Here is a 22,034-nt window from a genome sequence, read left to right as displayed (position 1 = left end):
CTTGCGCGATCCCGGCCTCGCTGCTTGACTGCTAACTCGTCGGTCTGCATGTGACTCATTGGTCACAACCGCAGTCCAAGACGCCCTTTACCGGCCACCCGGGGTCTCGATGCCCTGGGGCACGGTAATCGCCCGCACAACAATACCGTCGTCTACAAGCGTCAAGGATCGACACAAGGGCCTACCGGTTTCAGTTCCAGGCGAATGCCTACCTGTCATAAAGCACGTGCACCCTAATGGCCTGTCCGGTCGATTCGGCGCCCAACCCGCCTGCCGATCGCACACGCCACCAGGTGACGCGAATACCCTTTTTGCGCCAGGAGTCGATGACATGAGGCCAGAAATCGCTGTACTTGATATCCAAGGGCAGTACCGGGTTTACACGGAGTTCCATCGCGCGGAAGGCGCCGAAAAGACGATCATCCTGATCAATGGCTCATTGGCCACCACGGCGTCCTTTGCACAGACAGTGCGCAACCTGCACCCACAGTTCAACGTGGTGCTGTACGACCAGCCCTACGCCGGCAAGTCCAAACCCCACAACCGCCATGAACGGTTGCTGACCAAGGAAGCCGAGGCACACATCCTGCTCGAGCTGATTGAACACTTCCGTGCCGACCACGTGATGTCGTTCTCCTGGGGCGGCGCCTGCACCCTGCTGGCGCTGGCGCACCAGCCGCGGCTGGTGAAGAAGGCCATCGTCAGCTCGTTCTCACCGGTGATCAACGAACCGATGCGCGACTACCTGGAGCGCGGTTGCCAGTACCTGGCCGCCTGCGACCGCTACCAGGTGGGCAACCTGGTCAACGACACCATCGGCAAGCACCTGCCGTCGCTGTTCAAGCGCTTCAACTACCGGCACGTCAGCAGCCTGGACAGCCACGAGTATGCGCAGATGCACTTCCACATCAACCAGGTGCTCGACCACGACCTGGAGCGGGCACTGAAGGCCGCGCGCAACATCGACATCCCGGTGCTGTTCATCAACGGTGACCGCGACGAGTACACCACCGTGGAGGATGCCCGCCAGTTCAGCCGGCATGTGGGGCGTAGCCACTTCAGCGTGATCCGCGGCGCCGGCCACTTCCTGGACATGGAGCACAAGACTGCCTGCGAGGATACCCGCAATGCGATGCTCGGTTTCCTCAAACCGGCGCTGCGCGAACCCCGCCACCGCTACACACAGGAAACGGGGCAGCATGCACTGGCCATCTGAGCGCATCGGCGTCCTGTAGCCCTCGACAGCCGCAGGCTACGGGCCGCCGACAGGCTTTTTTACAGCCTTGGGCTTCTCATTCAGGGAGGGTTCTGGTAAAAAGTCGTGCTTCGAAGCGGGTATAGTTTATTGGTAAAACTATAGCTTCCCAAGCTATTGAGGAGGGTTCGATTCCCTCTACCCGCTCCAACTCGCATTCCCCGCCCGACGTTCCAATAGCGTCGTCGCTGTCAAAAGGAGCCTCGGCTCCTTTTTTCGTTTCCAGTGTTCCTTTGTTGATCTGGCCCATGGCCATGGCCGCGCCGATTGGCTTGAATGCCCAGTGATTCGCGGTGCATAACCGCTACGCTTTGTGAAACATTTCCAAAGGACTGCGCATGTTTCTCTCCCGCTGGCTACCGGGCCTGGCCAACCTGTTGCACTACCGCCGCGAGTGGTTCCACGCAGACCTGCAAGCCGGCCTGTCGGTGGCCGCGATCCAGATCCCCATCGCCATCGCCTATGCGCAGATCGTCGGCCTGCCACCGCAGTACGGCTTGTACGCCTGCGTGCTGCCGATGATGGTCTATGCCCTGGTCGGCAGCTCACGCCAGTTGATGGTCGGCCCGGACGCCGCCACCTGCGCCATGATCGGCGGGGCCGTGGCGCCGCTGGCCATGGGTGATGCGCACCGCATCGCCGAGCTGTCGGTAATCGTCACCGTGCTGGTGGGCGTGATGCTGATCGCCGCCGGGGTGGCGCGGGCCGGTTTCATCGCCAGCTTCTTCTCGCGGCCGATCCTCATCGGCTACCTCAATGGCATCGGCCTGAGCCTGCTTGCCGGGCAGTTGTCGAAAGTGGTGGGCTTCAGGATCGAAGGCGATGGGTTCATCCTCAGCCTGATCAACTTCCTCCAGCGCCTGGGCGAGATCCACTGGTTGACCCTGGCCATCGGCCTGGCCGGGCTGGGCCTGCTGATCTGGCTGCCGCGACGCTACCCGCGGCTGCCGGCGGCACTGGTGACGGTGGTGGTGTTCACCGCCCTGGCCGGGTTGTTCGGTCTTGACCGTTATGGGGTGGCGATCCTCGGCCCGGTACCGGCGGGCATCCCGGAGCTGGCCTGGCCGCAGAGCACCCTGGCGGAAACCAAGAGCCTGCTGCGCGATGCCCTGGGTATCGCCACCATCAGTTTCTGCAGCGCAATGCTCACCGCCCGCAGCTTCGCCGCCCGCCACGGCTACGCGATCAACGCCAACCACGAGTTCCTCGCCCTGGGCGTGAGCAACCTGGCCGCCGGCATCTCCCAGGGCTTCGCCATCAGCGGCGCCGACTCGCGCACCGCGGTCAACGACATGGTCGGCGGCAAGAGCCAGCTGGTGGGCATCATCGCCGCCCTGGTGATCGCCTTGATCCTGCTGTTCTTCACCGCGCCCATGGCCTGGATCCCCCAGGCCGCGCTGGGCGCGGTGCTGCTGATGGCCGGCTGGGGGCTGATCGACGTGAAGTCGCTAAAGACCATCCGCAAGCTCAGCCGCTTCGAGTTCTGGCTGTGCCTGCTGACCACGGTCGGCGTGCTCGGCCTGGGCGTGTTGCCGGGCATCGTGTTCGCCGTGACCCTGGCCATCCTGCGCCTGCTCTACAGCATCTACCAGCCCACCGACGCCGTGCTTGGCTGGGTGCCGGGCATCGAAGGCCAGGTGGACGTGCGCCAGCACAAGGACGCCCGTACCGTGCCGGGCCTGGTGGTGTACCGCTTCGACGACGCGATCCTGTTCTTCAACGCCGACTACTTCAAGATGCGCCTGCTCGAGGCCGTGCAAGGCGTGGAGAAACCCCAGGTGGTGCTGTTCGACGCAGAAGCCGTGACCAACATCGACGTCAGTGGCGTGGCAGCCTTGCGCGAAGTCCGCGACACCCTCGCCGCCCAGGGTATTCATTTCGCCATCGCCCGTGCCCGTGGCACCTTCCTGCGCATGCTGGTGCGTTCCGGGATGGCCCGGGAGATGGAGGAAAAATTGCTGTTCGGCTCGGTACGGGCGGGGATTCGGGCGTATCGGGTATGGCGCAACAGGGCTCGCCGGGAGGGTACCGCGGAGTGAGGGAGGGGACTACCCCCCCACGACGTCCCTTGAACGGGACGTGGGCTCGGTATCACGGCACAGCCTGTGTCCCCTGCCGATCATGTTGCCGTTCAGTAACCCAGCTTGCGCAGTAACTGGCCTTCGCTCTGTGGCATCGGTCGTTTATAGAAACGCATCAGCTCACCGGCACGGTTGGTGAAGATGCCATCGACGCCGGCCTTCATCGCCTTGTCGAAGTCCACCGCCTCGTCGAGGGTGTAGACGTGCACCAGCAGGCCTTTGTCATGACTGGCCTGGTTCATCCAGGGCTGAATCAGGTCGGAATAGCTCTGCTCGCCCAGGTGGGTGCGGATCGCCGAAGGGCCGGTGCCGATGGCGCCGCCGGCCTTGGCGTAGTCGAGCCAGCGCTCGAACTCGGCGCGGTCCTTGGGCTGCTGGCGGGCGTAGAAGGCCGACTTGTCCTGCTCGCCGGACTCGGCGAAGTCCTGCCCGGAGGCCGGTTCGATGCTGCCCTTGGCCACCCAAAGCAAGAGGATCTTCGGTACCTGCGGCATGGCTTCGTGCAGCAGCTTGAGGCTGTTGCGGTCGAAGGTCTGCAACACCACCCGGCCCGGCTTGTCGAGCCAGCCACGGGCTTCGAGGCGCTGCTTCAGATCTTGCTCGATGCCGGGGAACTGGGCCGGTTCCTTGGTCTCGATGTACAGGCCGGGGTGACGCTCGGGATTGCCTTCGGCGATGTCGATCACCTCGTCCAGGGTCAGGATGCGCTGGCCCTTGAACGCATCCCGGGCACGCTCGGGGTAGGCCTTGTTGAACCAGCTGCCGGCATCCAGCGCCTTGAGCTCGGCCAGGGTGAAGGCGCTGACCGGGCTGGCCTTGCGCTCCGGGTAACGTTCGGCGACGTCGCTGGTGCGCGCCAGCACATCGTCGTGGACCACCACCAGCACGCCATCGCGGGTGCGCTGCAGGTCCATTTCCAGGTAGTCGGCGCCCAGTTCACGGGCCAGCAGGTAGGCAGGGGTGGTGGACTCGGGCGCGTCGAACGAGGCGCCGCGGTGGGCGATCACGGCCGGGTGAGGGATGTCCTGGGCATTGGCAAGGTCCTTGCCATCAGTGGCATGGGCGGCAGTGCTCGCCAGCAGGGTGGCCAGGAGAAGGGTCTTGTACATGGGTAGTCCTTTGCAGATCGGGGCCGGCCTCTGGAAGCGCCGGCAAGGTCAACGGTGCAGTCCTTGAAGGCGCAAGCCTCGCACACTCTGCATGACATGCTAAAGTCCCTGGCGTTTCCGCCCCACCCAACGGACCACCCATGCCCGCACTCGACGCCCACCTGCCCTCCTGGGCCGACCTCAACCAGCGCCACCCCTGCACCGCCCTGCTGCTGGGCAACGGCGCAAGTCGCGCGCTGTGGAAGCCGTTCGGCTACTTCTCGTTGTTCGAGCAAGCCCAGCAGGTACGGCACAAGGCGCTGGGGGTGAGCGACCAGGCGCTGTTCAAGGCTTTGGGTAGCGAGCTGTTCGAGCCGGTGCTCAGCACCCTGAACACCACGGTACGGGCCAATGCCGCGCTGGCGATCAACTCCACCGCACCGCTGAACCGCTACTACTCGATCAAGGAGGCGCTGATCCACGCGGTGCGCGCCGTGCACCTGCCCTGGCCGCTGTTCCCCGCCGCGACGCGCACGGCCATCAACCAGGCGCTGCGCCAGTACCGTACCGTCTACACCAGCAACTACGACCTGATCCTGCCCTGGGCCGTGGCCCAGGATGCGCAAGGTTTTGCCAGCCTGTTCGACGAACAGGGTTTCTTCGATGTGCGCCGCAGCGAGGTAGAAGGCATCCGCGTGCTGCACCTGCATGGCGGCATGCACCTGCTTAAACTACCCGACGGCAGCACCCGCCAGCGCGGCGCGGAACAGGCCGAGCTGCTCGAAGGCTTCGCCGTCAACATCCCTGGCGAAGTGCCGCTGTTCGTCAACGAGAGCCGCAGTGACGACAAGCTACGCGCCATCCGCCACTCGGACTACCTGTCCTGGAGCCTGGGCCAGCTGGCCCGCGAACAGGGTGGCCTGTGCCTGTTCGGCCAACACCTGGATGCCAGCGACCAGCACCTGCTCGAGGCCATCCGTCAGGCACGGCGATGGCACTTGTCAATCGCCATCCGACCATTGAGCGAGGCGTCGATCATCAACCAGAAGCAACACTTTATCGACCGTTTCGCCGACCTTGACCAGGTTTCACTGCATTTCTTCGATTCAACCAGTCATCCCTTGGGGTTGGCTGAGCTGGCGATTGCCGTACCCGCCAGCCACGCTCGTCGGCATTGAATCGGTCACTTTGCAAATGTAAATAATTCTCGATAAGATCCGCACCCTTTCCTCCACGCCAGCCCGGAAAGCGTGCATGCAGCGCCCCAAGCCCGACCCTGTCGCCCACGGTTTCTATGCCGACATCCTGCATTTCCTGCGCAAGCGCATGAACAATGCCAGCGATGCCGCAGACATGACCCAGGATGTGTTCGCCCAGTGGCTGGGCTATCGGGACCGGGCCAAGGTGGAACAGCCGCGCGCGTTCCTGTTCCAGGTGGCGCGCAACCTGCTGAGCGACCATTGGCGACGGCAAAAAGTCCGCCACGCGGTTTTGGCCGACGACACCCTGCCCGAGGCCCATGACACGTCCGCCAATGACCCGCTGGATCACGCCCAGCAGCAGCAACGACTGAATCAATTGCGCCAGGTGCTCGCCGAACTCTCGCCGCGACGCCGCGAAGCCCTTATGCTCCACCGTTTCGAAGGCCTGACCCAGGCCCAGATCGCCGAACGCATGAACATTTCCGTCAGCATGGTCGAGAAGCACATCGCCGCCGCCCTGCTGCAATGCAAGCAACGCCTGGACAGTGACAACGGCACGGAGCAGTTCCCATGACCCCCACCGACGAGCTCGACCCGCGCCCGATCGACGCCCAGGCGGCGAGCTGGTTCAGCCGCAACCGCAACCAGCCGTCGCGCCAGGAGCGCAAGGCCTTCGCCCTGTGGATGCAGACGCCCGAGCACACCCGTGCCTATCGTCAGTTCGAACAGTTGTGGGATGACCTGGCCGCGCTCAAACAGGCCAACCGCCCCGTGCCCTTGCCGGTGCGCCGCACGCCACGCTGGCGCCCGGCCCTGGCAGCCGCGGCGGCCCTGCTCTGTGCGGTGCTGGCGGGCAATCTGGGGGCGGGCAGCACCGCCTTCAGCCAGTACATCGCCGCCGGCCAGGCCCTGCAGCCCCTGCAACTGCCCGACGGCAGCCAGCTCTTCGTCAACGCCCAGACTCGCCTGCGCCTGGACTTCAGCGCCGAGCGCCGACTGATCCATCTCGACCACGGCCAGTTGTACATCGAGGTGGCACCCGACAAGGAGCGCCCCCTGTTCGTCGACGCCGGCAGCGGCCAGGTGCGCGTGGTCGGTACCGGCTTCGACCTGCGCCGTGGCGAGCGCGAACTGGTGGTGGCGGTCGCCCACGGTCAGGTGGCGTTCGATACGCCGGGTGAGCGACAACCACCCGTGCTGCTCGGTGCCCGACAGGGCGTCACCTACGACCTGGCGCGCGGCAGCCTGACCCGCCACGAACTCGGTGAGCAGCAGGTCGCCGACTGGCGCGAAGGCCATGTGAGCTTCCGCAACCGCGAGCTGGCCAGCCTGGTCGACGAGCTCGGCCTGTATCGCCAGCAGCCGGTGGTGCTGGCCGATCCGGCGCTCGGCCGCTACAAGGTGTCCGGCAACCTCGACGTGCGCGATCCGGACGCCCTGCTCAATGCCCTGCCTGCGCTGTTGCCGGTCAAGACAACCTTGCTCGCCGATGGGCGCCTGCGCATCGAGCGGCGCTAAAAAATAATTTGAGAATTTTTATCATTCGCAGGTGAGGTTTTGTCGCAACGCCGCGTCTTCCTCCCCGCCTGCTGTTTGATGGCGGGCTTTTTCCGGCCTTTTGCCGTTTGGGGGAATCCATGTTGTCCGCGTTGCGTCCATTGCACTGCCTGCCTGCCCGACCCACCCTGCTGGCCCTGTGCCTGGCCATGAGCCTGGCCGCTGAAGCCGCGCCGGTACCCTTCGACCTGCCTGCACAACCGCTGGCCCGTTCGTTGAGTCAGCTGGCCCAGCAGGCCAAGGTCCAGTTGCTGTTCGACGAGGCCCTGCTCGGCAGCGCACAGGCACCGGCACTCAAGGGAGATTTCGAGGCCGAGGCGGCCATCGGGCGCCTGCTGGTGGGCAGCCGCTTCAGTGTCGTGCGCATGGGCAACACCTACGTGGTACGCCTGCGCGAGGACGCCCCGAGTGCCGACAACAGCATCCAGCTCGGCGCCTTGAGCATCGTCGGCGACGGCAAGCAGGTGGAGCCCGGCAACGTCGGACGCTCGACCCTCGACCAGGAACAGATCGACCGCTACCAACCGAACAACATCCCCAGCGTACTGGCCACCTTGCCCGGCGTGAACATGGGCGGCTCGGCCAAACCCGGCGGCCAGACCATCAACATCTGGGGCCTGGGCGACGCCGAAGACGTGCCGATGACCCTTGATGGCGCGCCCAAGAGCGGCTTCGAGCGTTACCAGCAAGGCACGGTCTTCATCGAGCCGGAACTGATCAAGCACATCGAGGTGGACAAGGGCCCACATTCGGTGAAGACCGGCAACGGCGGCTTCGGCGGCAGCGTCAACATGCAGACCAAGGACGCCGGCGACCTGCTGCAGGAAGGTCGCGACAGTGGCGCCATGCTCAAGTATGGCTACGCCAGCAACGACCATCAGCAGATCTACAGCTCGGCGCTGTTCGGCCGCAGCGATGACAGGCGCTTCGACGGCCTGGTCTATTACACCAAACGCGACGGCGGCAACCTGAAAATGGCCGACAACCTGCCGGACCCGAACAACCAGTGGCCGGTCAACCCCAAGCGCGTGCCCTACAGCGCCTTGGACCTGGACGGCATGCTGCTCAAGGGCAACGTCCACTTCACCGACGAGCACAGCCTGGGCCTTTCCTACTCGCGCTCCGAAACCGACCGCTGGACCACCTTCGCCGCCACCGCCTACCCGGCGCCACCCTCGGCCGCGGACATCAAGAAGTATGGCTACGAAGGCTCTCTCAAACGCTTCCTGGCCTATCGCACCACCATCGACACCACCTGGTCGGCCACCTACAAGTACCAGCCCATCGAGAATCCGTGGGTCGATTTGCAGGTGAAATACTCCGAGTCCGACACCAAGCAGACCGACGAGCGTGAAGCCACGGCGTTCTTCCAGCCGGCCACCGGTGGTCGCAAGATGGACACCGAGTACAAGGACCGCATGCTCGATGTGAAGAACACCAGCACCTTCCTTACTGGACCGCTGGAGCATGCGCTTACCGCTGGCGTACAGCTTCGTCGCCACGATCGCGACACGCAGATGTAGATGCCCGGCAAGACCTATGAAGTGCCCAAGTACAACTATGGCCACTACCAGCCCTACTTCATGCCCAGCGGCCAGGTCCACAGCCAGGGCTACTACCTGCAGGACGCCGTCACCCTGGGCAGCGTGACCATCACTCCGTCATTGCGCTATGACCACGTCACCAACGAGGGCAAGCCCAACCAGGCGCCCTACTACAACAACCCGGCCGCCGGCCACGACTACAGCGACAAGACCTACAGCGGCTGGTCGCCACGCCTGTCGCTGTTCTGGAAGGCCACCGAACAGACCGTGCTGTTTGCCGACTACAGCAAGACCTGGCGCGCCCCCGTGCTGGATGAGCAGTACGAGGTGCAAGGCGTGGGAAGCCGCACGTCCACCAGCCGCGACCTTGACCCGGAACGCATTACCGGCGTGCGCGTGGGCAGCATCAGTGATTTCTCCAACGTGTTTGTTCAGGGCGACAGCGCCCAGGTACGCACGACCTTGTTCCGCAACAAGATCACCGACGAGATCTTCAAGGCCACTGGCGTCGGCTGCCAGGAGCAACTGGTCACTGGCGGCAGCATCGCCAACACCTGCGGCGGTGGCCTGATGGGCAACTACCGCAACATCGGCGACGTGGAGTACAAGGGCTTCGAGATCGAGACGTTCTACGATTCCACCTACCTGTTCGGCGCGGTATCGTACGCCTGGATGGAAGGTCGCCATGAGGGCGCCTATACCAACCCTTGGGGCCCCGACGTATGGGCCAAGGATGTGCCGGCGCCGAAATGGATCACCACCCTGGGGGTCAAGATTCCTTCCTGGGACGCCCGTGTCGGCTGGACCGCACAGTTCGTCGGCGCCACCCGCCACCTGCCCAGTGACAAATACTTCGAGGGCCCGGCCAGCGCCCTCGGTGACCGCTACTACGACAACTTCGGCAACGAGAAGTACGAAATTCACGGCCTGTTCGCCAACTGGAAACCCCAACAGCCGTACCTCAAGGGCACCGAGGTCAACCTGACCGTGGACAACCTGTTCAACAAGGCAATCCGACCGGAATTGTCAGGCGAGAACGCCTATACCCAAGGGCGCAATGCCAAGATCAGCGTGACCCGGTTCTTCTGAATCTGTCCAACGGCGATGATGCAAAGGACTGCATCACCTGCCACTCGCCACCCGTTCCTGGGCCCTGGCGACATTCACCTGCATCGCCACGACAGCCAGTTCGTGAAGCGCCTGGCCCACGGCGTGGGTACCACGTTCCTGCATCCAGGCCAGGATGTCGGCCAGGTGCCAGAGCGAAAGGCTGCCGTCATGCACCGGGGCCGGGAAAGTGCGGTGATGCGTGAGCATGAGCTTGCGCATGTTCTGTCGGGACACCCCCACCAGCGTCGCCACATCGGTCAGGCCGACCAGGTCAGGACTGGCTTCGATCAGGCGGGCCTCCGGCAAGACCTGCCGGACATTCTCCAGGGCGCTGTGCACCGCTTCCCGCGCAGTCTTGCCCTCGCGGGAGAAAGCCAGGGCCAGGCGTCCGGGCTGACCGCTACCGACCACCGCGTCATCGCAACCGGCCTCTCCCAGAAGCTCGATCAGTGCATCGACGTCCACACCGTCGTGCAATTGGTACTTGAGGGTGAATTCGTACTCCATCACTTTCGCTCCACTGGCTGTTTGACGATTCCGCGCATCGATGTGCAGTTGTCCACGACCCGGCGCAACTGGCGAGCGAAGGTGCCCGGATTTCTGGGTGTGCTCCACACGCTGGTGATGCAGAACTCGCCACAGCGGCATTCGCGGTCGTTGTTGGGGCAATAGATCCGCCCCCAGCAGTGGCCGTCCCGCACCGTGACTTTCCAGCCCTGCGCCTCAGCGTGTGCCAAGGACTGCTCGACTTCCTTGTTTGGATGGAGGGGACGGGCCATCGATTGAGCTCCAGTATGGGCATGGGAAGAAGGTTGTCAAGTGACAACCCAGTAACGCCGACGGGCGTCACCACAAGCCAGACTAGGTGCCAGGAAGGCTGCAACAGACTCAGAAAAGCTCTTTCGGAAACGGCCTAACCGAAACGGGGAAGGTGCTGTAGGTCCAGGCGAGGTCGATCACCCAGCGATCAGGCCATCCGCCTGCAGCAGGGTTTCCAGGCAATGCTCGCGTACCCCATAGAACGCCTTGAGCTCGGCGATCTTCTCCAGCAGCGCCGCATTGTCCTGGGGCTGTCGGCGCTTGACCGCAAGAATCATCTTGTTCTTGTTGGTGTGCTCGAGCGAGATGAATTCGAACACCTTGGTCTCGTAGCCACAGGCCTCAAGATAGAGTGCCCGCAGGCTGTCGGTGAGCATTTCAGCCTGCTGCCCCAGGTGCAGCCCGTATTGCAGCATCGGTTGCAACAGGCCGGGGCTGCGCAGTTGCGGACGAACCTGCTTGTGGCAACACGGCGAGCACATGATGATCGCGGCCTTGCAGCGAATGCCGGTATGGATGGCGTAGTCGGTGGCAATGTCGCAGGCATGCAGGGCGATCATCACGTCGATGGCTTCAGGCACCACGCTGCGCACATCACCGCATTCGAACACCAGGCCCGGATGCTCCAGGCGAGCGGCGGCGGCGTTGCACAGCTCGACCATGTCCGCGCGCAATTCGACACCGGTGACCTGCGCCTCACGCCCTAGGGTATTGCGCAGGTAATCGTGCATGGCGAAGGTCAAGTAGCCCTTGCCCGAGCCGAAGTCGGCGACCTTGAGCGTCTGTTGCGCACTCACCGGCGCGCTGCTCAAGGCATGGTCGAAGACTTCGATGAACTTGTTGATCTGCTTCCACTTGCGCGACATCGAGGGGATCAGCGCACCTTGACCGTCGGTCACCCCCAGGTCGCGCAGGAACGGTCGCGACAGTTCCAGGTAGCGCTTCTTTTCGCGGTCGTGCCCGCCAGCCCCGGTCTCGCGTGGCGTCGGCTGGGCCAGGTGGCGGCGCAGCATCGGCTTGCCCTTCTTGCTGAATTCCAGTTGCACCTCGCCGGCGGCGGTGAACAGGTGCGCGTTGCGAAAGCTTTCCGGCAGCAGCTCGGTCACCAGTGCCAGCGCCGGGTCCAGCCCCAGGTTGCGGGTGATGTCGCGGGTCTGATGACGGTAGACCAGCGACAGGCAGGCCTGCCCCTTGATCTGCACCGGTTTGGCGATGATCCGCTGCAGGGTCTGGTCGGCGCCGACATGGCGGGCCAGCACCAGCTTGCTCAGGCTGCCATCGGCCAGGGCGTCGGCGAGCAGGTTCAGGAACTGGGCACGCGCGTCCGGCGCGGTGGGGGCTGAAGAAGGGGACGACATGGGAACGGGTGCCTCGGAATGCGGGGGCGCAATGCGCAATGCCCGGCATTCTACGTCGATGGTGATCCTCACGAAACCAGCACCCGGCGGAATGCACCGGCTTCACCGGTGTTTGCGGGGCAAGCCCGCTGCGACTCGCCTCCGGTCTGATCAGACTCAGTCGAGAATCACCAGGCGGTTGGGCAGCTCGTTGCGCGCATGGGTGGGCGGCACGTGTTCGCTGAGCAGCTCGCCGCAGGCCTCGATGCATTCGACGAAACCCTGCAGGGTATGACCCAGGCGCACCTGCTCGGTGAAGCGGGCAACAATCGCCTCGCGTGCCTGCTCCGGCAGGTGTCGGGCAATGCCTTCGTCAACCAGGATCTCGACATGACGCTCGGCTTCGCTGACGAAGATCAACACCCCGGTGGCACCGGCGGTACGCTGCAGATTGAGTTCAAGAAACTGCTGGCGGGCCAGGCCCGAGGCACGTCGGCGCCGCAGCACCGACGGCACCACCCAGGCCGCCAGACGTGGATGGCGCAGCAGCAGGCACAGGCTGATGAAGGTCAGCATCTGCGCCAGCAGCAGGCCATTGACGCCGATACCGCCCAGCCACAGGTGCAATGCGCCGGGGATCAGCAAGGCCAGCAGGGCGGCCCAGAGTAACGGCAGGTAGGGAAAGTCGTCGGCGCGGCGGGCCAGCACGGTCACCAGCTCCGCATCGGTACGCCGCTCGGCGCGGGCGATCGCCTCGGCGATCTGGCGCTGTTCGTATTCGGTCATGCCATCGTCTCTCGAGCGTTCTTATCGTTGTTATCCCGGCAATCGGGTGGGCGTGAGTGTATCTCAACAAGCGCTTCATATAAGGCATAATCCGCGACTGCGCTGGATCATGGATGAATGATCCACAGAACCGCCAGCGGACGCGACAGCTACAAGCGTACGAAACGTCTCGACCAGCCGCTTATCACTCGACAACGGAATTGATGATGAAACTGTCTTTGCTGGGCCTGGCCATGGGCCTTGCCAGTCAGGCGGCCCTTGCCGCCCCCACCGCCGCGCCCCTGCAAGACAAGCAGGCGTTCATCGACCACCTGGTCGGCCAGATGACCGAGGCCGAGAAAATCGGCCAGTTGCGCCTGATCAGCATCGGCCCCGAGATGCCCCGCGACAAGATCCGCGAGGAAATCGCCGCCGGACGCATCGGTGGCACCTTCAACTCGCGCACCGCCCCCGAGAACCGGCCGATGCAGGACGCGGCCATGCGCAGCCGCCTGAAGATCCCGATGTTCTTCGCCTACGACACCATCCACGGCGAGCGCACCATTTTCCCGATCGGCTTGGGCCTTGCCTCGTCCTGGGACATGGATGCCATCGCCAAGGTCGGCCGCACCTCGGCCATCGAGGCCGCCGCCGATTCCCTGGACATGACCTTCGCGCCGATGGTCGATATCGCCCGCGACCCGCGCTGGGGCCGCACCAGCGAGGGCTTCGGCGAGGACACCTACCTGACCTCGAGGATCGGTCAGGTGATGGTCAAGTCGTTCCAGGGCTCGAGCCCGGCCAACGCCGACAGCATCATGGCTATCGTCAAGCACTTCGCCCTCTACGGCGCGGTCGAGGGCGGGCGCGACTACAACACGGTCGATATGAGCCTGCCGAAGATGTACAACGACTACTTGCCACCCTACCGCGCAGCGCTCGACGCCGGTGCCGGCGGGGTAATGGTCGCGCTGAACTCAATCAACGGCGTGCCGGCCACCTCCAACACCTGGCTGATGAACGACCTGCTGCGCAAGGAGTGGGGCTTCAAGGGTGTGACCATCAGCGACCACGGCGCCATCCAGGAACTGATCCGCCATGGCGTGGCCCGCGACGGCCGGGAAGCGGCCAAGCTGGCGATCAAGGCCGGCATCGACATGAGCATGAACGACACGCTCTACGGCGAAGAGCTGCCGGGGCTGCTGAAGTCCGGCGAAGTCAGCCAGGCCGAGCTGGACCAGGCAGTGCGCGAAGTGCTGGGCGCCAAGTACGACATGGGGCTGTTCAAGGACCCCTATGTACGCATTCCCAAGGCCGATACCGACCTGAAGGACTATTACGCCGAAGACCGCCTGCACCGTGACGCCGCTCGCGACGTGGCACGCCGTGGCCTGGTGCTGCTGGAAAACCGCGAGCAGACCCTGCCGCTGAAGAAGTCCGGCACCATCGCCCTGGTCGGCCCCCTGGCCGACGCGCCGATCGACATGATGGGCAGCTGGGCCGCTGACGGTAAACCGCAGCATTCGGTCACCGTGCGCGAGGGGCTGCGCCGCGCAGTCGAAGGCAAGGCCAAACTGGTCTACGCCAAGGGTTCGAACGTGACCGGCGACAAGGCCATGTTCGACTACCTGAACTTCCTCAACTTCGACGCGCCGGAAATCGTCGATGACCCACGTCCCGCCGCCGTGCTGATCGACGAAGCGGTCAAGGCGGCCAAGCAGGCGGATGTGGTGGTGGCCGTGGTCGGCGAGTCCCGTGGCATGTCCCACGAATCGTCGAGCCGTACCACCCTGGAAATCCCAGCGGTACAACGTGACCTGATCAAGGCGCTGAAGGCCACCGGCAAGCCCCTGGTGCTGGTGCTGATGAACGGCCGCCCGCTGTCGATCGCCTGGGAGCGCGAACAGGCCGATGCCATCCTCGAGACTTGGTTCAGCGGTACCGAGGGCGGCAACGCCATCGCCGACGTGCTGTTCGGCGACTACAACCCGTCCGGTCGCCTGGCCATCACCTTCCCGCGCTCGGTCGGGCAGATCCCGATGTACTACAACCACATGCGCATCGGCCGCCCGTTCACCCCGGGCAAGCCGGGCAACTACACCTCGCAGTACTTCGAGGAGCCGAACGGCCCGCTGTACCCGTTCGGCTACGGCCTGAGCTACACCCGTTTCGAGCTGTCGGGGCTGGCGCTGTCGCAGAAGGCACTCAAGCGTGGCGACACCCTGCAGGCCAAGGTGACGGTGAAGAACACCGGCAAGCGTGACGGCGAGACCGTGGTGCAGCTGTATATCCAGGACCAGAGCGCGTCGATGAGCCGCCCGGTCAAGGAATTGAAGAACTTCCAGAAACTGATGCTCAAGGCAGGCGAAGCGCGAACCTTGACCTTCGACATCAGTGAGCAGGACCTGAAGTTCTACAATGGCCAACTGCAGCACGTCGCCGAGGCTGGCCAGTTCAATGTCCAGATCGGCCTCGACTCGCAGGCGGTACAGCAACAGAGCTTCGAGCTGCGTTAAGCAGGATCGGCCCCTTCGCGAGGCAAGCCGGCTTCCACAGGACCCTCTGCAATCCTGTGGGAGCGGGCTTGCCCCGCGATAAGGCTGGCACAGACAACCGAGATCCCGGATCCGCCCCATGCCCTCATCCTTCCGCGCCCTGCGCCTGGGTTTGATCATCCTGCTGATCCTGGTCGGCACCACCCTCAGCGCCGGCTGGGCCATGCACCAGGCCAAGCGCCAGGCCATGGAAACCGACGCCCGCCGGGCCAGCGAACAACTGGGGTTGTACGCCAACGCCCTGCACACTCTGATTGAGCGCTACCGCGCCCTGCCCGCAGTGCTGGCGCTGGATCCAGAGCTGATTGCAGCCCTGCGCGGCCCAGTCACCGAGCCGGTGCAGGACGCCCTGAACCGCAAGCTCGAACGCATCAACGGCGCCGCCAACTCCTCCACCCTGGAGCTGCTCGACCGCACGGGCCTGGCCATCGCCGCCAGCAACTGGCGCCTGCCGACCACCTATGTCGGTTCCAACTACGGCTTTCGCCCCTATTTCAAGCAGACCCGCAGCCAGGGCAGCGGCCGCTTCTACGCGGTCGGCGTGACCAGCGGCGTGCCGGGCTACTTCCTGTCCAGCGCGGTAGACGACGAACACGGCCGCTTCCTCGGCGCCATGGTGGTCAAGCTGGAGTTCCCGGAGCTCGAGCGCGAGTGGCGCCAAGGCAGCGATATCCTGCTGGTCAGCGATGCCCGCGGCATCACTTTCATCGCCAATCAGGACGGTTGGCGCTACCGTGAGCTGCAACCGCTGTCCGGCGCCGACCGCGCCGAGCTGGCCGAAACCCGCCAGTATGACAAGCAACCGCTGGTGCCCCTGCAGCACCAGGTCCTGACCCGCTTCACCGACACCAGCCACCTGACCCGCGTCCAGGGCCCGGATGGCACCGCCGAGTACCTGTGGGAGCGCCTGCCGCTGGAGGCCGAAGGCTGGACCCTGCACCTGCTGCGCAAGCCACAGGTCGCCGAGGACGGGCGCAACGCCGCCCTCGCCGCCGCGGCCATCTGGCTGAGCCTGGTGTTCGCCGCACTGTTCGTCAGCCAGCGCCTGCGCCTGGCCCGACTGCGCCAACGCAGCCGACAAGAGCTCAAGCGCCTGGTCGAAGAGCGCACCCGCGAGCTGCATACCGCCCAGGAAGGCCTGGTGCAGTCAGCCAAGCTGGCGGCGCTGGGGCAGATGTCGGCAGCCCTGGCCCATGAAATCAACCAGCCGCTGACCACCCAGCGCATGCAATTGGAAACCCTGCGCCTGCTGCTCGACCATGGCCGCCATGACGAAGCGCGCCAGGCCTTGGAGCCTCTGGAGCAGATGCTGAGCCGCATGGCCGCGCTCACCGGCCACCTGAAGACCTTCGCCCGCAACAGCCCCGGCGGCCTGCGCGAGCGCCTGGACCTGGCCACGGTGGTCGACCAGGCGCTGCACCTGCTGGACACTCGCATCCGTGCCGAAGGCGTCGAAGTGGCGCTGTACCTGGCACGCCCGGCCTGGGTCCGCGGCGACGCGATCCGCCTGGAGCAGGTGCTGATCAACCTGCTGCGCAACGCCATCGACGCCATGGCCGACAAGCGTTACAAACGCCTGGAGATCCGCATCGAGGCCGACGATGCGCAGTGGCGCCTGAGCGTGCTTGATTCCGGTGGTGGTATCCTCGACTGCGACCTGGACCGGGTCTTCGATCCGTTCTTCACCACCAAGCCGGTCGGTGAGGGGCTGGGGCTGGGCCTGGCCATCTCCTATGGCATCGTCATCGACGCCGGTGGTCGCCTGCAGGTCGAGAACCTGCCGGGCGGTGCCCGCTTCAGCCTCACCCTGCCGCGCGACCTGGAGCCTGTATGTTGAATTCGGTGATCGTCGTCGACGACGAAGCGAGCATCCGCACCGCGGTGGAACAGTGGCTGAGCCTGTCGGGCTTCAACGTGCAGTTGTTCGCCCGCGCCGAGGACTGCCTGGACAGGCTCGAGCCGCACTTCCCCGGGGTGATCCTCAGCGACGTGCGCATGCCCGGTATGTCCGGCTTGCAGCTGCTCGAACGGTTGCAGGCAAGCGATCCCGACCTGCCGGTGATCCTGCTCACCGGCCATGGCGACGTGCCCATGGCGGTGGAAGCCATGCGCAATGGCGCCTATGACTTCCTGGAGAAACCGTTCACCCCGCAACACCTGATGGGCAGCCTGCGCCGGGCCCTGGAAAAGCGCCAGCTGGTCCTGGAGAACCGCCGCCTGCATGAACAGGCCGACCTCAAGGCACAACTGGAGAACACCCTGCTGGGCATGTCCCAAGGCTTGTTGCAACTGCGCCGTCAGGTGCTTGAGCTGGCCGGCCTGCCGGTCAACGTGCTGATTCGTGGTGAAACCGGCAGCGGCAAGGAGCGCGTGGCGCGCTGCCTGCACGACTTCGGCCCGCGCGCCGACAAGCCCTTCGTCGCCCTCAACTGCGCGGCCATTCCCGAGACGCTCTTCGAAGCCGAGCTGTTCGGCCATGAGAGCGGCGCATTCACCGGCGCCCAGGGCAAGCGTATCGGCAAGCTGGAGTACGCCAATGGCGGCACCGTGTTCCTCGACGAAATCGAGAGCATGCCGCTGGCCCAGCAGGCCAAGCTGCTGCGGGTGATCCAGGAGCACAAGCTCGAGCGACTGGGCGCCAACCAGAGCATCAGCGTCGACTTGCGCATCATTGCCGCAACCAAGCCGGACTTGCTGGAGGAAGCCCGCGCCGGGCGCTTTCGCGAAGACCTGGCCTACCGCCTGAACGTCGCCGAACTGAGACTGGCGCCCCTGCGCGAGCGGCGCGAGGACATCCCGTTGCTGTTCGAGCATTTCGCCCGCGCCGCCGCCGAACGCCTCGGACGCAGCGCCCCGCCGCTGACCGGCGTGCAACTGGCGCGCCTGCTGGCTCACGATTGGCCGGGCAATGTGCGCGAGCTGGCCAATGCCGCCGAACGGCATGCCTTGGGGCTGGGCTCGCCGGCCCTGGAGATCGAGTCCGGTGGGCAATCACTGGTCGAGCAGATGGAAGCGTTCGAGGCCCAGTGCCTGCGCGCGGCCCTGCGCCAGCACAAGGGTGAGATCAAGGGCGTGATGGAGGCCTTGCAACTGCCGCGGCGCACACTCAATGAAAAGATGCAGCGGCATGGGTTGGTGAGAGAGGACTTTCTTGAGCGCGAATGAGCGGATTATTGCTCAGTATTTCAGGCCAACAAGCGGAAAACCGCCTATCCGTTGCCGTTGTTTCACACCTCATCGCGGGGCAAGCCCGCTCCCACGAAGGTCCTTGAAACGCAGGCGGCACAGGCTTTGCGTGGGAGCGGGCTTGCCCCGCGATGCCCTCGAATGGATCACCACGCACTCATCTGGCACACCTCCTGCAAAACCCTTCTCAAGCTGCGCCTCGAGCGCGCTCCACAAAAACAACGAGAAGGTATCCCTGATGGATAACGCCAGCACTCTGCCCACCGGGGCGGCCGTTGCGCCCGCCGCGCAAAAGTCCACCGCCAACCGCCTCAAATCGATCTTCAGTGGTTCCATCGGCAACATGGTCGAATGGTACGACTGGTACGTCTACGCCGCATTCTCGCTGTACTTCGCCAAGGCCTTCTTCCCCGCCGGCGACACCACCGCCCAACTGCTCAACACCGCCGCGATCTTCGCCGTGGGCTTCCTCATGCGCCCGATAGGCGGCTGGCTGATGGGCCTGTACGCCGACCGCAAGGGCCGCAAGGCGGCACTGATGGCCTCTGTACTGCTGATGTGCGCAGGCTCCCTGGTCATCGCCCTGACGCCGGGCTACGAGACCATCGGCGTCGCCGCGCCGATCCTGCTGGTCATCGCCCGCCTGATGCAGGGCCTGTCGGTAGGTGGTGAGTACGGCACCTCGGCCACTTATCTCAGCGAGATGGCCAGCAAGGAACGCCGTGGCTTCTTCTCCAGTTTCCAGTACGTCACCCTGATCTCGGGCCAGCTCATCGCCCTGGCGGTGCTGATCGTCCTGCAGAACACCCTGACCACCGAGGAGCTGTATGCCTGGGGCTGGCGCGTACCGTTCGTGATCGGCGCGCTATGCGCGGTGGTCGCCCTGTACCTGCGCCGCGGCATGGAAGAGACCGCCTCCTTCACCAAGAAGGAAAAATCCAAGGAAAGCCTGATGCGTACCCTGCTGCGCCATCCCAAGGAGCTGATGACCGTGGTCGGTCTGACCATGGGCGGTACCCTGGCCTTCTACACCTACACCACCTACATGCAGAAATACCTGGTCAACACCGTGGGCATGAGCATCAGCGACTCGACCACCATCTCGGCGGCCACGCTGTTCCTGTTCATGTGCCTGCAGCCGGTGATCGGCGGGCTGTCCGACAAGATTGGCCGACGCCCTATCCTGATCGCCTTCGGCGTGCTCGGCACCCTCTTCACCGTGCCGATCCTCAGCACCCTGCACACCATCCAGACCTGGTGGGGCGCGTTCTTCCTGATCATGGCCGCGCTGATCATCGTCAGCGGCTACACCTCGATCAACGCCGTGGTGAAGGCCGAACTGTTCCCGACCGAAATCCGCGCCCTGGGCGTCGGCCTGCCGTACGCGCTGACCGTGTCGATCTTCGGCGGCACCGCCGAGTATGTGGCCCTGTGGTTCAAGAGCATCGGCATGGAGACCGGCTTCTACTGGTACGTCACCGCCTGCATCGCTTGCTCGCTGTTGGTGTACGCGACCATGAAGGACACCAAGCAGCATTCGCGGATCACCACCGACTGATCCCTCCTCGCAGAACTGAAAAGGGGCGCTGCGGATGACCGTGCGCCCCTTTTTAAGGATTGTGAGCCGAATAATAGCGCCATTCGGCTCACACAATGAGCCGAATGGCGCTATTATTCGGCTCATGAACCCAAAAGCGCATACGGCTGCCGACACCGTCTGGGTCTGGCAGCAGGCCGACTGGCCCGACTTTCGTTGGGACGCATCACAACTGGCAACCTTGCTCAGAGACTGCGTCCAGGCGCAGGGCTGCCTGCTGGGCAGAGCGGGGGCAGTGACCGAGGCCAATGCCAACCTCGATACGCTCGATACCCTGCTGCAGAACATTGTCACATCCTCGGCCATCGAGGGTGAGCAGCTCAATGTGGAGTCCGTCCGCTCTTCCCTGGCCCGCCGGCTCGGCATCGCGGAGCCGGGTACGACCACGACACGCAGCGAGGGCCTGGCCGAACTGATGGTGGATGCGGCCATGGGCTATGTTCGGCCACTGGATCAACAGCGCCTGTTCCTGTGGCACCGCTGGCTGTTTCCCGAACCTGACGATTCACTCGCACCGCCCCTGCCAGTCGGTGAATGGCGCGACGATGCTCCAATGCAAGTGGTATCGGGGCGTATCGACAAACCCAGGGTGCATTTCGAAGCACCGCCGCGTGCCGGCCTGGAGCAGCGGGTGCGGCAGTTCATCGACTGGTTTGAAAATAGCCGCAGCGATCGGCAACTCGACCCCCTGCTACGCGCGGGGCTCGCCCATTTCTGGTTCGTCACCTTGCACCCCTTCGCCGATGGCAACGGCCGCCTGGCGCGCGCCATCACAGACCTGGCATTGGCCCAGGGCGAGCAGCGTGCGGTCCGTTTCTACGCCATGTCCAGCAGCATCCTGGAAGACCGGGCAGGCTACTACGCAGTCCTTGAAAGCAGCCAGCGCGGCGACCTGGACGTCACACAATGGCTGGCCTGGTTCCTGTCCACCTTGCTGCGCAGCCTCCAGCAAGCGCTGGTGCGCATCGACCGGGTGCTGGCCAAGGCGCGCTTCTGGCTGATCCATCGTGACGATGGCTTGTTGCCCGAACAGGTCAAGGTGCTCAACCGCCTGCTCGATGGTGGGCCTCGCGGGTTCGAGGCCGGTATCAGCGCCAGCCAGTACCAGGCGGTGGCCAAGGTCTCCAAGGCCACGGCCACCCGGCACCTTGTCGACCTGCTGGACAAGCATTGCCTGGTTCGTCTGCCCGGCGGCGGGCGTAGCACCCGATACAGGGTGAATACCCAAGAGACCTGAGCAGGGCTGGTCAACGAGCGCCCTGAACAGCTCGCTCCCCGCTGTACCTCGCGTCACTGGTAACAGGTCGCTATCTCATGGAAAGCCGCTTCTTCCCTTAATTCCCAATTAACTGCCTGGGCCCATTCTGAAATGGCCCTGCCACTGACCTGCCCTTCCGAAACCGATGGGAACGGCGTTGGACGGTGGCTGGGGCGCCAATGGCAGCTTCCTGACATTACCCGCGCCACTATCAATCGATTTAATCGATTCTAATTTGCTATTTTTTGCGCTTTTTAATCAATTTAATGGGCGTAGCATTGAACCCATAGAAACAACAACCCCAAGCAACCCACCGGAGCAACGACCATGAAAAACCAACTGATCCTCACCCTCGCCCTCTCTGTTCTGGCCACTGGCGCCTTCGCCGAAGACGGTTTCGACCGTACCGGCGCCCACACCTTCGCTGCCGTACAGAGTCAGTCGGCCACCTACGCAGAAGATGGCTTCGATCGTACCGGCGGCCAGCGCTTCGCTGAAGATGGCTTTGATCGCACCGGCGGCCAGCGCTTCGCAGAAGACGGCTTCGATCGCACCGGCGGCCAGCGCTTCGCCGAAGACGGCTTTGATCGCACTGGCGGCCAGCGCTTCGCAGAAGACGGCTTCGACCGCACCAACGGCCACCGCATCAGCTGATCGCTGATGCGCGCTACCAGCCCGGC

At 64.4% G+C, this 22,034-nt stretch carries 16 protein-coding genes, 1 tRNA gene and 1 pseudogene; 13 read left to right on the top strand and 5 right to left on the bottom strand.

What is annotated here, in order from left to right; translation table 11 throughout:
* The first annotated feature begins 331 nt into the window (after positions 1-331).
* The 3 genes from CC207_RS20210 to CC207_RS20200 all read left to right on the top strand — a co-directional run bounded on the left by CC207_RS20210 (position 332) and on the right by CC207_RS20200 (position 3,294).
* Complete coding sequence (locus tag CC207_RS20210; protein WP_088852653.1) at positions 332-1,216, top strand: alpha/beta fold hydrolase; 885 nt, start codon at positions 332-334, stop codon at positions 1,214-1,216.
* Between the two features lie 115 nt (positions 1,217-1,331).
* A tRNA-Gly gene (locus tag CC207_RS20205) sits at positions 1,332-1,405 on the top strand.
* Positions 1,406-1,593: 188 nt separating this feature from the next.
* Positions 1,594-3,294: a SulP family inorganic anion transporter gene (locus CC207_RS20200; RefSeq protein WP_028690176.1), complete on the top strand. Its 1,701-nt coding sequence runs from the start codon at positions 1,594-1,596 to the stop codon at positions 3,292-3,294.
* 92 nt (positions 3,295-3,386) lie between these two features.
* On the opposite strand, the gene CC207_RS20195 is transcribed toward CC207_RS20200, so the two are convergent.
* Positions 3,387-4,445: a glycerophosphodiester phosphodiesterase family protein gene (locus CC207_RS20195; RefSeq protein WP_028690177.1), complete on the bottom strand. Its 1,059-nt coding sequence runs from the start codon at positions 4,443-4,445 to the stop codon at positions 3,387-3,389.
* Positions 4,446-4,585: 140 nt separating this feature from the next.
* On the opposite strand from CC207_RS20195, the gene CC207_RS20190 reads away from it, so the two are divergent.
* The 4 genes and pseudogenes from CC207_RS20190 to CC207_RS20175 all read left to right on the top strand — a co-directional run bounded on the left by CC207_RS20190 (position 4,586) and on the right by CC207_RS20175 (position 9,816).
* A complete protein-coding gene (locus CC207_RS20190; RefSeq protein WP_088852652.1) occupies positions 4,586-5,602 on the top strand; it encodes a DUF4917 family protein in 1,017 nt (338 codons plus the stop codon).
* 76 nt (positions 5,603-5,678) lie between these two features.
* Positions 5,679-6,200: an RNA polymerase sigma factor gene (locus CC207_RS20185; protein WP_062364139.1), complete on the top strand. Its 522-nt coding sequence runs from the start codon at positions 5,679-5,681 to the stop codon at positions 6,198-6,200.
* Positions 6,197-7,144 carry a FecR domain-containing protein gene (locus CC207_RS20180; RefSeq protein WP_062364137.1) on the top strand — a complete coding sequence of 316 codons (948 nt, stop codon included), beginning with the start codon at positions 6,197-6,199 and terminating at the stop codon, positions 7,142-7,144. Before CC207_RS20185 ends, CC207_RS20180 begins: the two co-directional genes overlap by 4 nt.
* A 119-nt stretch (positions 7,145-7,263) precedes the next feature.
* A pseudogene (locus CC207_RS20175) lies at positions 7,264-9,816 on the top strand (TonB-dependent hemoglobin/transferrin/lactoferrin family receptor).
* Between the two features lie 33 nt (positions 9,817-9,849).
* Here the strand turns inward: CC207_RS20175 and CC207_RS20170 are convergent.
* From CC207_RS20170 to CC207_RS20155, 4 genes are all read right to left on the bottom strand, one after another.
* On the bottom strand, positions 9,850-10,344 hold the full coding sequence (locus CC207_RS20170; protein ID WP_028690182.1) for an AlpA family transcriptional regulator: 495 nt from the start codon (positions 10,342-10,344) through the stop codon (positions 9,850-9,852).
* The gene (locus tag CC207_RS20165) at positions 10,344-10,616 is read right to left on the bottom strand and encodes a hypothetical protein (RefSeq protein WP_088852651.1); all 273 of its coding nucleotides are present in this window, start codon (positions 10,614-10,616) and stop codon (positions 10,344-10,346) included. Before CC207_RS20165 ends, CC207_RS20170 begins: the two co-directional genes overlap by 1 nt.
* A gap of 177 nt (positions 10,617-10,793) precedes the next feature.
* Positions 10,794-12,014 (bottom strand): SAM-dependent methyltransferase, encoded by a 1,221-nt coding sequence (locus CC207_RS20160; protein WP_088852650.1) that lies wholly within the window; start codon positions 12,012-12,014, stop codon positions 10,794-10,796.
* Between the two features lie 156 nt (positions 12,015-12,170).
* A complete protein-coding gene (locus CC207_RS20155; RefSeq protein ID WP_028690185.1) occupies positions 12,171-12,779 on the bottom strand; it encodes a TPM domain-containing protein in 609 nt (202 codons plus the stop codon).
* 203 nt (positions 12,780-12,982) lie between these two features.
* Here CC207_RS20155 and bglX point away from each other — a divergent pair, with 203 nt between their 5' ends.
* From bglX to CC207_RS20125, 6 genes are all read left to right on the top strand, one after another.
* A complete protein-coding gene (gene bglX / locus CC207_RS20150) occupies positions 12,983-15,274 on the top strand; it encodes a beta-glucosidase BglX (RefSeq protein WP_028690186.1) in 2,292 nt (763 codons plus the stop codon).
* A gap of 118 nt (positions 15,275-15,392) precedes the next feature.
* Complete coding sequence (locus CC207_RS20145; RefSeq protein WP_028690187.1) at positions 15,393-17,150, top strand: ATP-binding protein; 1,758 nt, start codon at positions 15,393-15,395, stop codon at positions 17,148-17,150.
* Positions 17,144-18,478, top strand: coding sequence for a sigma-54 dependent transcriptional regulator (locus CC207_RS20140; RefSeq protein WP_088852649.1), 1,335 nt, complete (start codon positions 17,144-17,146; stop codon positions 18,476-18,478). Before CC207_RS20145 ends, CC207_RS20140 begins: the two co-directional genes overlap by 7 nt.
* Before the next feature lie 259 nt (positions 18,479-18,737).
* A complete protein-coding gene (locus CC207_RS20135; protein ID WP_088852648.1) occupies positions 18,738-20,057 on the top strand; it encodes an MFS transporter in 1,320 nt (439 codons plus the stop codon).
* Between the two features lie 124 nt (positions 20,058-20,181).
* Positions 20,182-21,333: a Fic family protein gene (locus CC207_RS20130; RefSeq protein WP_088852647.1), complete on the top strand. Its 1,152-nt coding sequence runs from the start codon at positions 20,182-20,184 to the stop codon at positions 21,331-21,333.
* Between the two features lie 348 nt (positions 21,334-21,681).
* Positions 21,682-22,008, top strand: a complete 327-nt coding sequence (locus tag CC207_RS20125) for a hypothetical protein (protein ID WP_084941911.1) — start codon at positions 21,682-21,684, stop codon at positions 22,006-22,008.
* Positions 22,009-22,034 lie beyond the last annotated feature (26 nt).

It is taken from the genome of Pseudomonas sp. DrBHI1 (assembly GCF_002205115.1).
Lineage (GTDB): Bacteria > Pseudomonadota > Gammaproteobacteria > Pseudomonadales > Pseudomonadaceae > Aquipseudomonas > Aquipseudomonas mosselii.
This window is presented reverse-complemented; position numbering and strand designations above follow the sequence as displayed.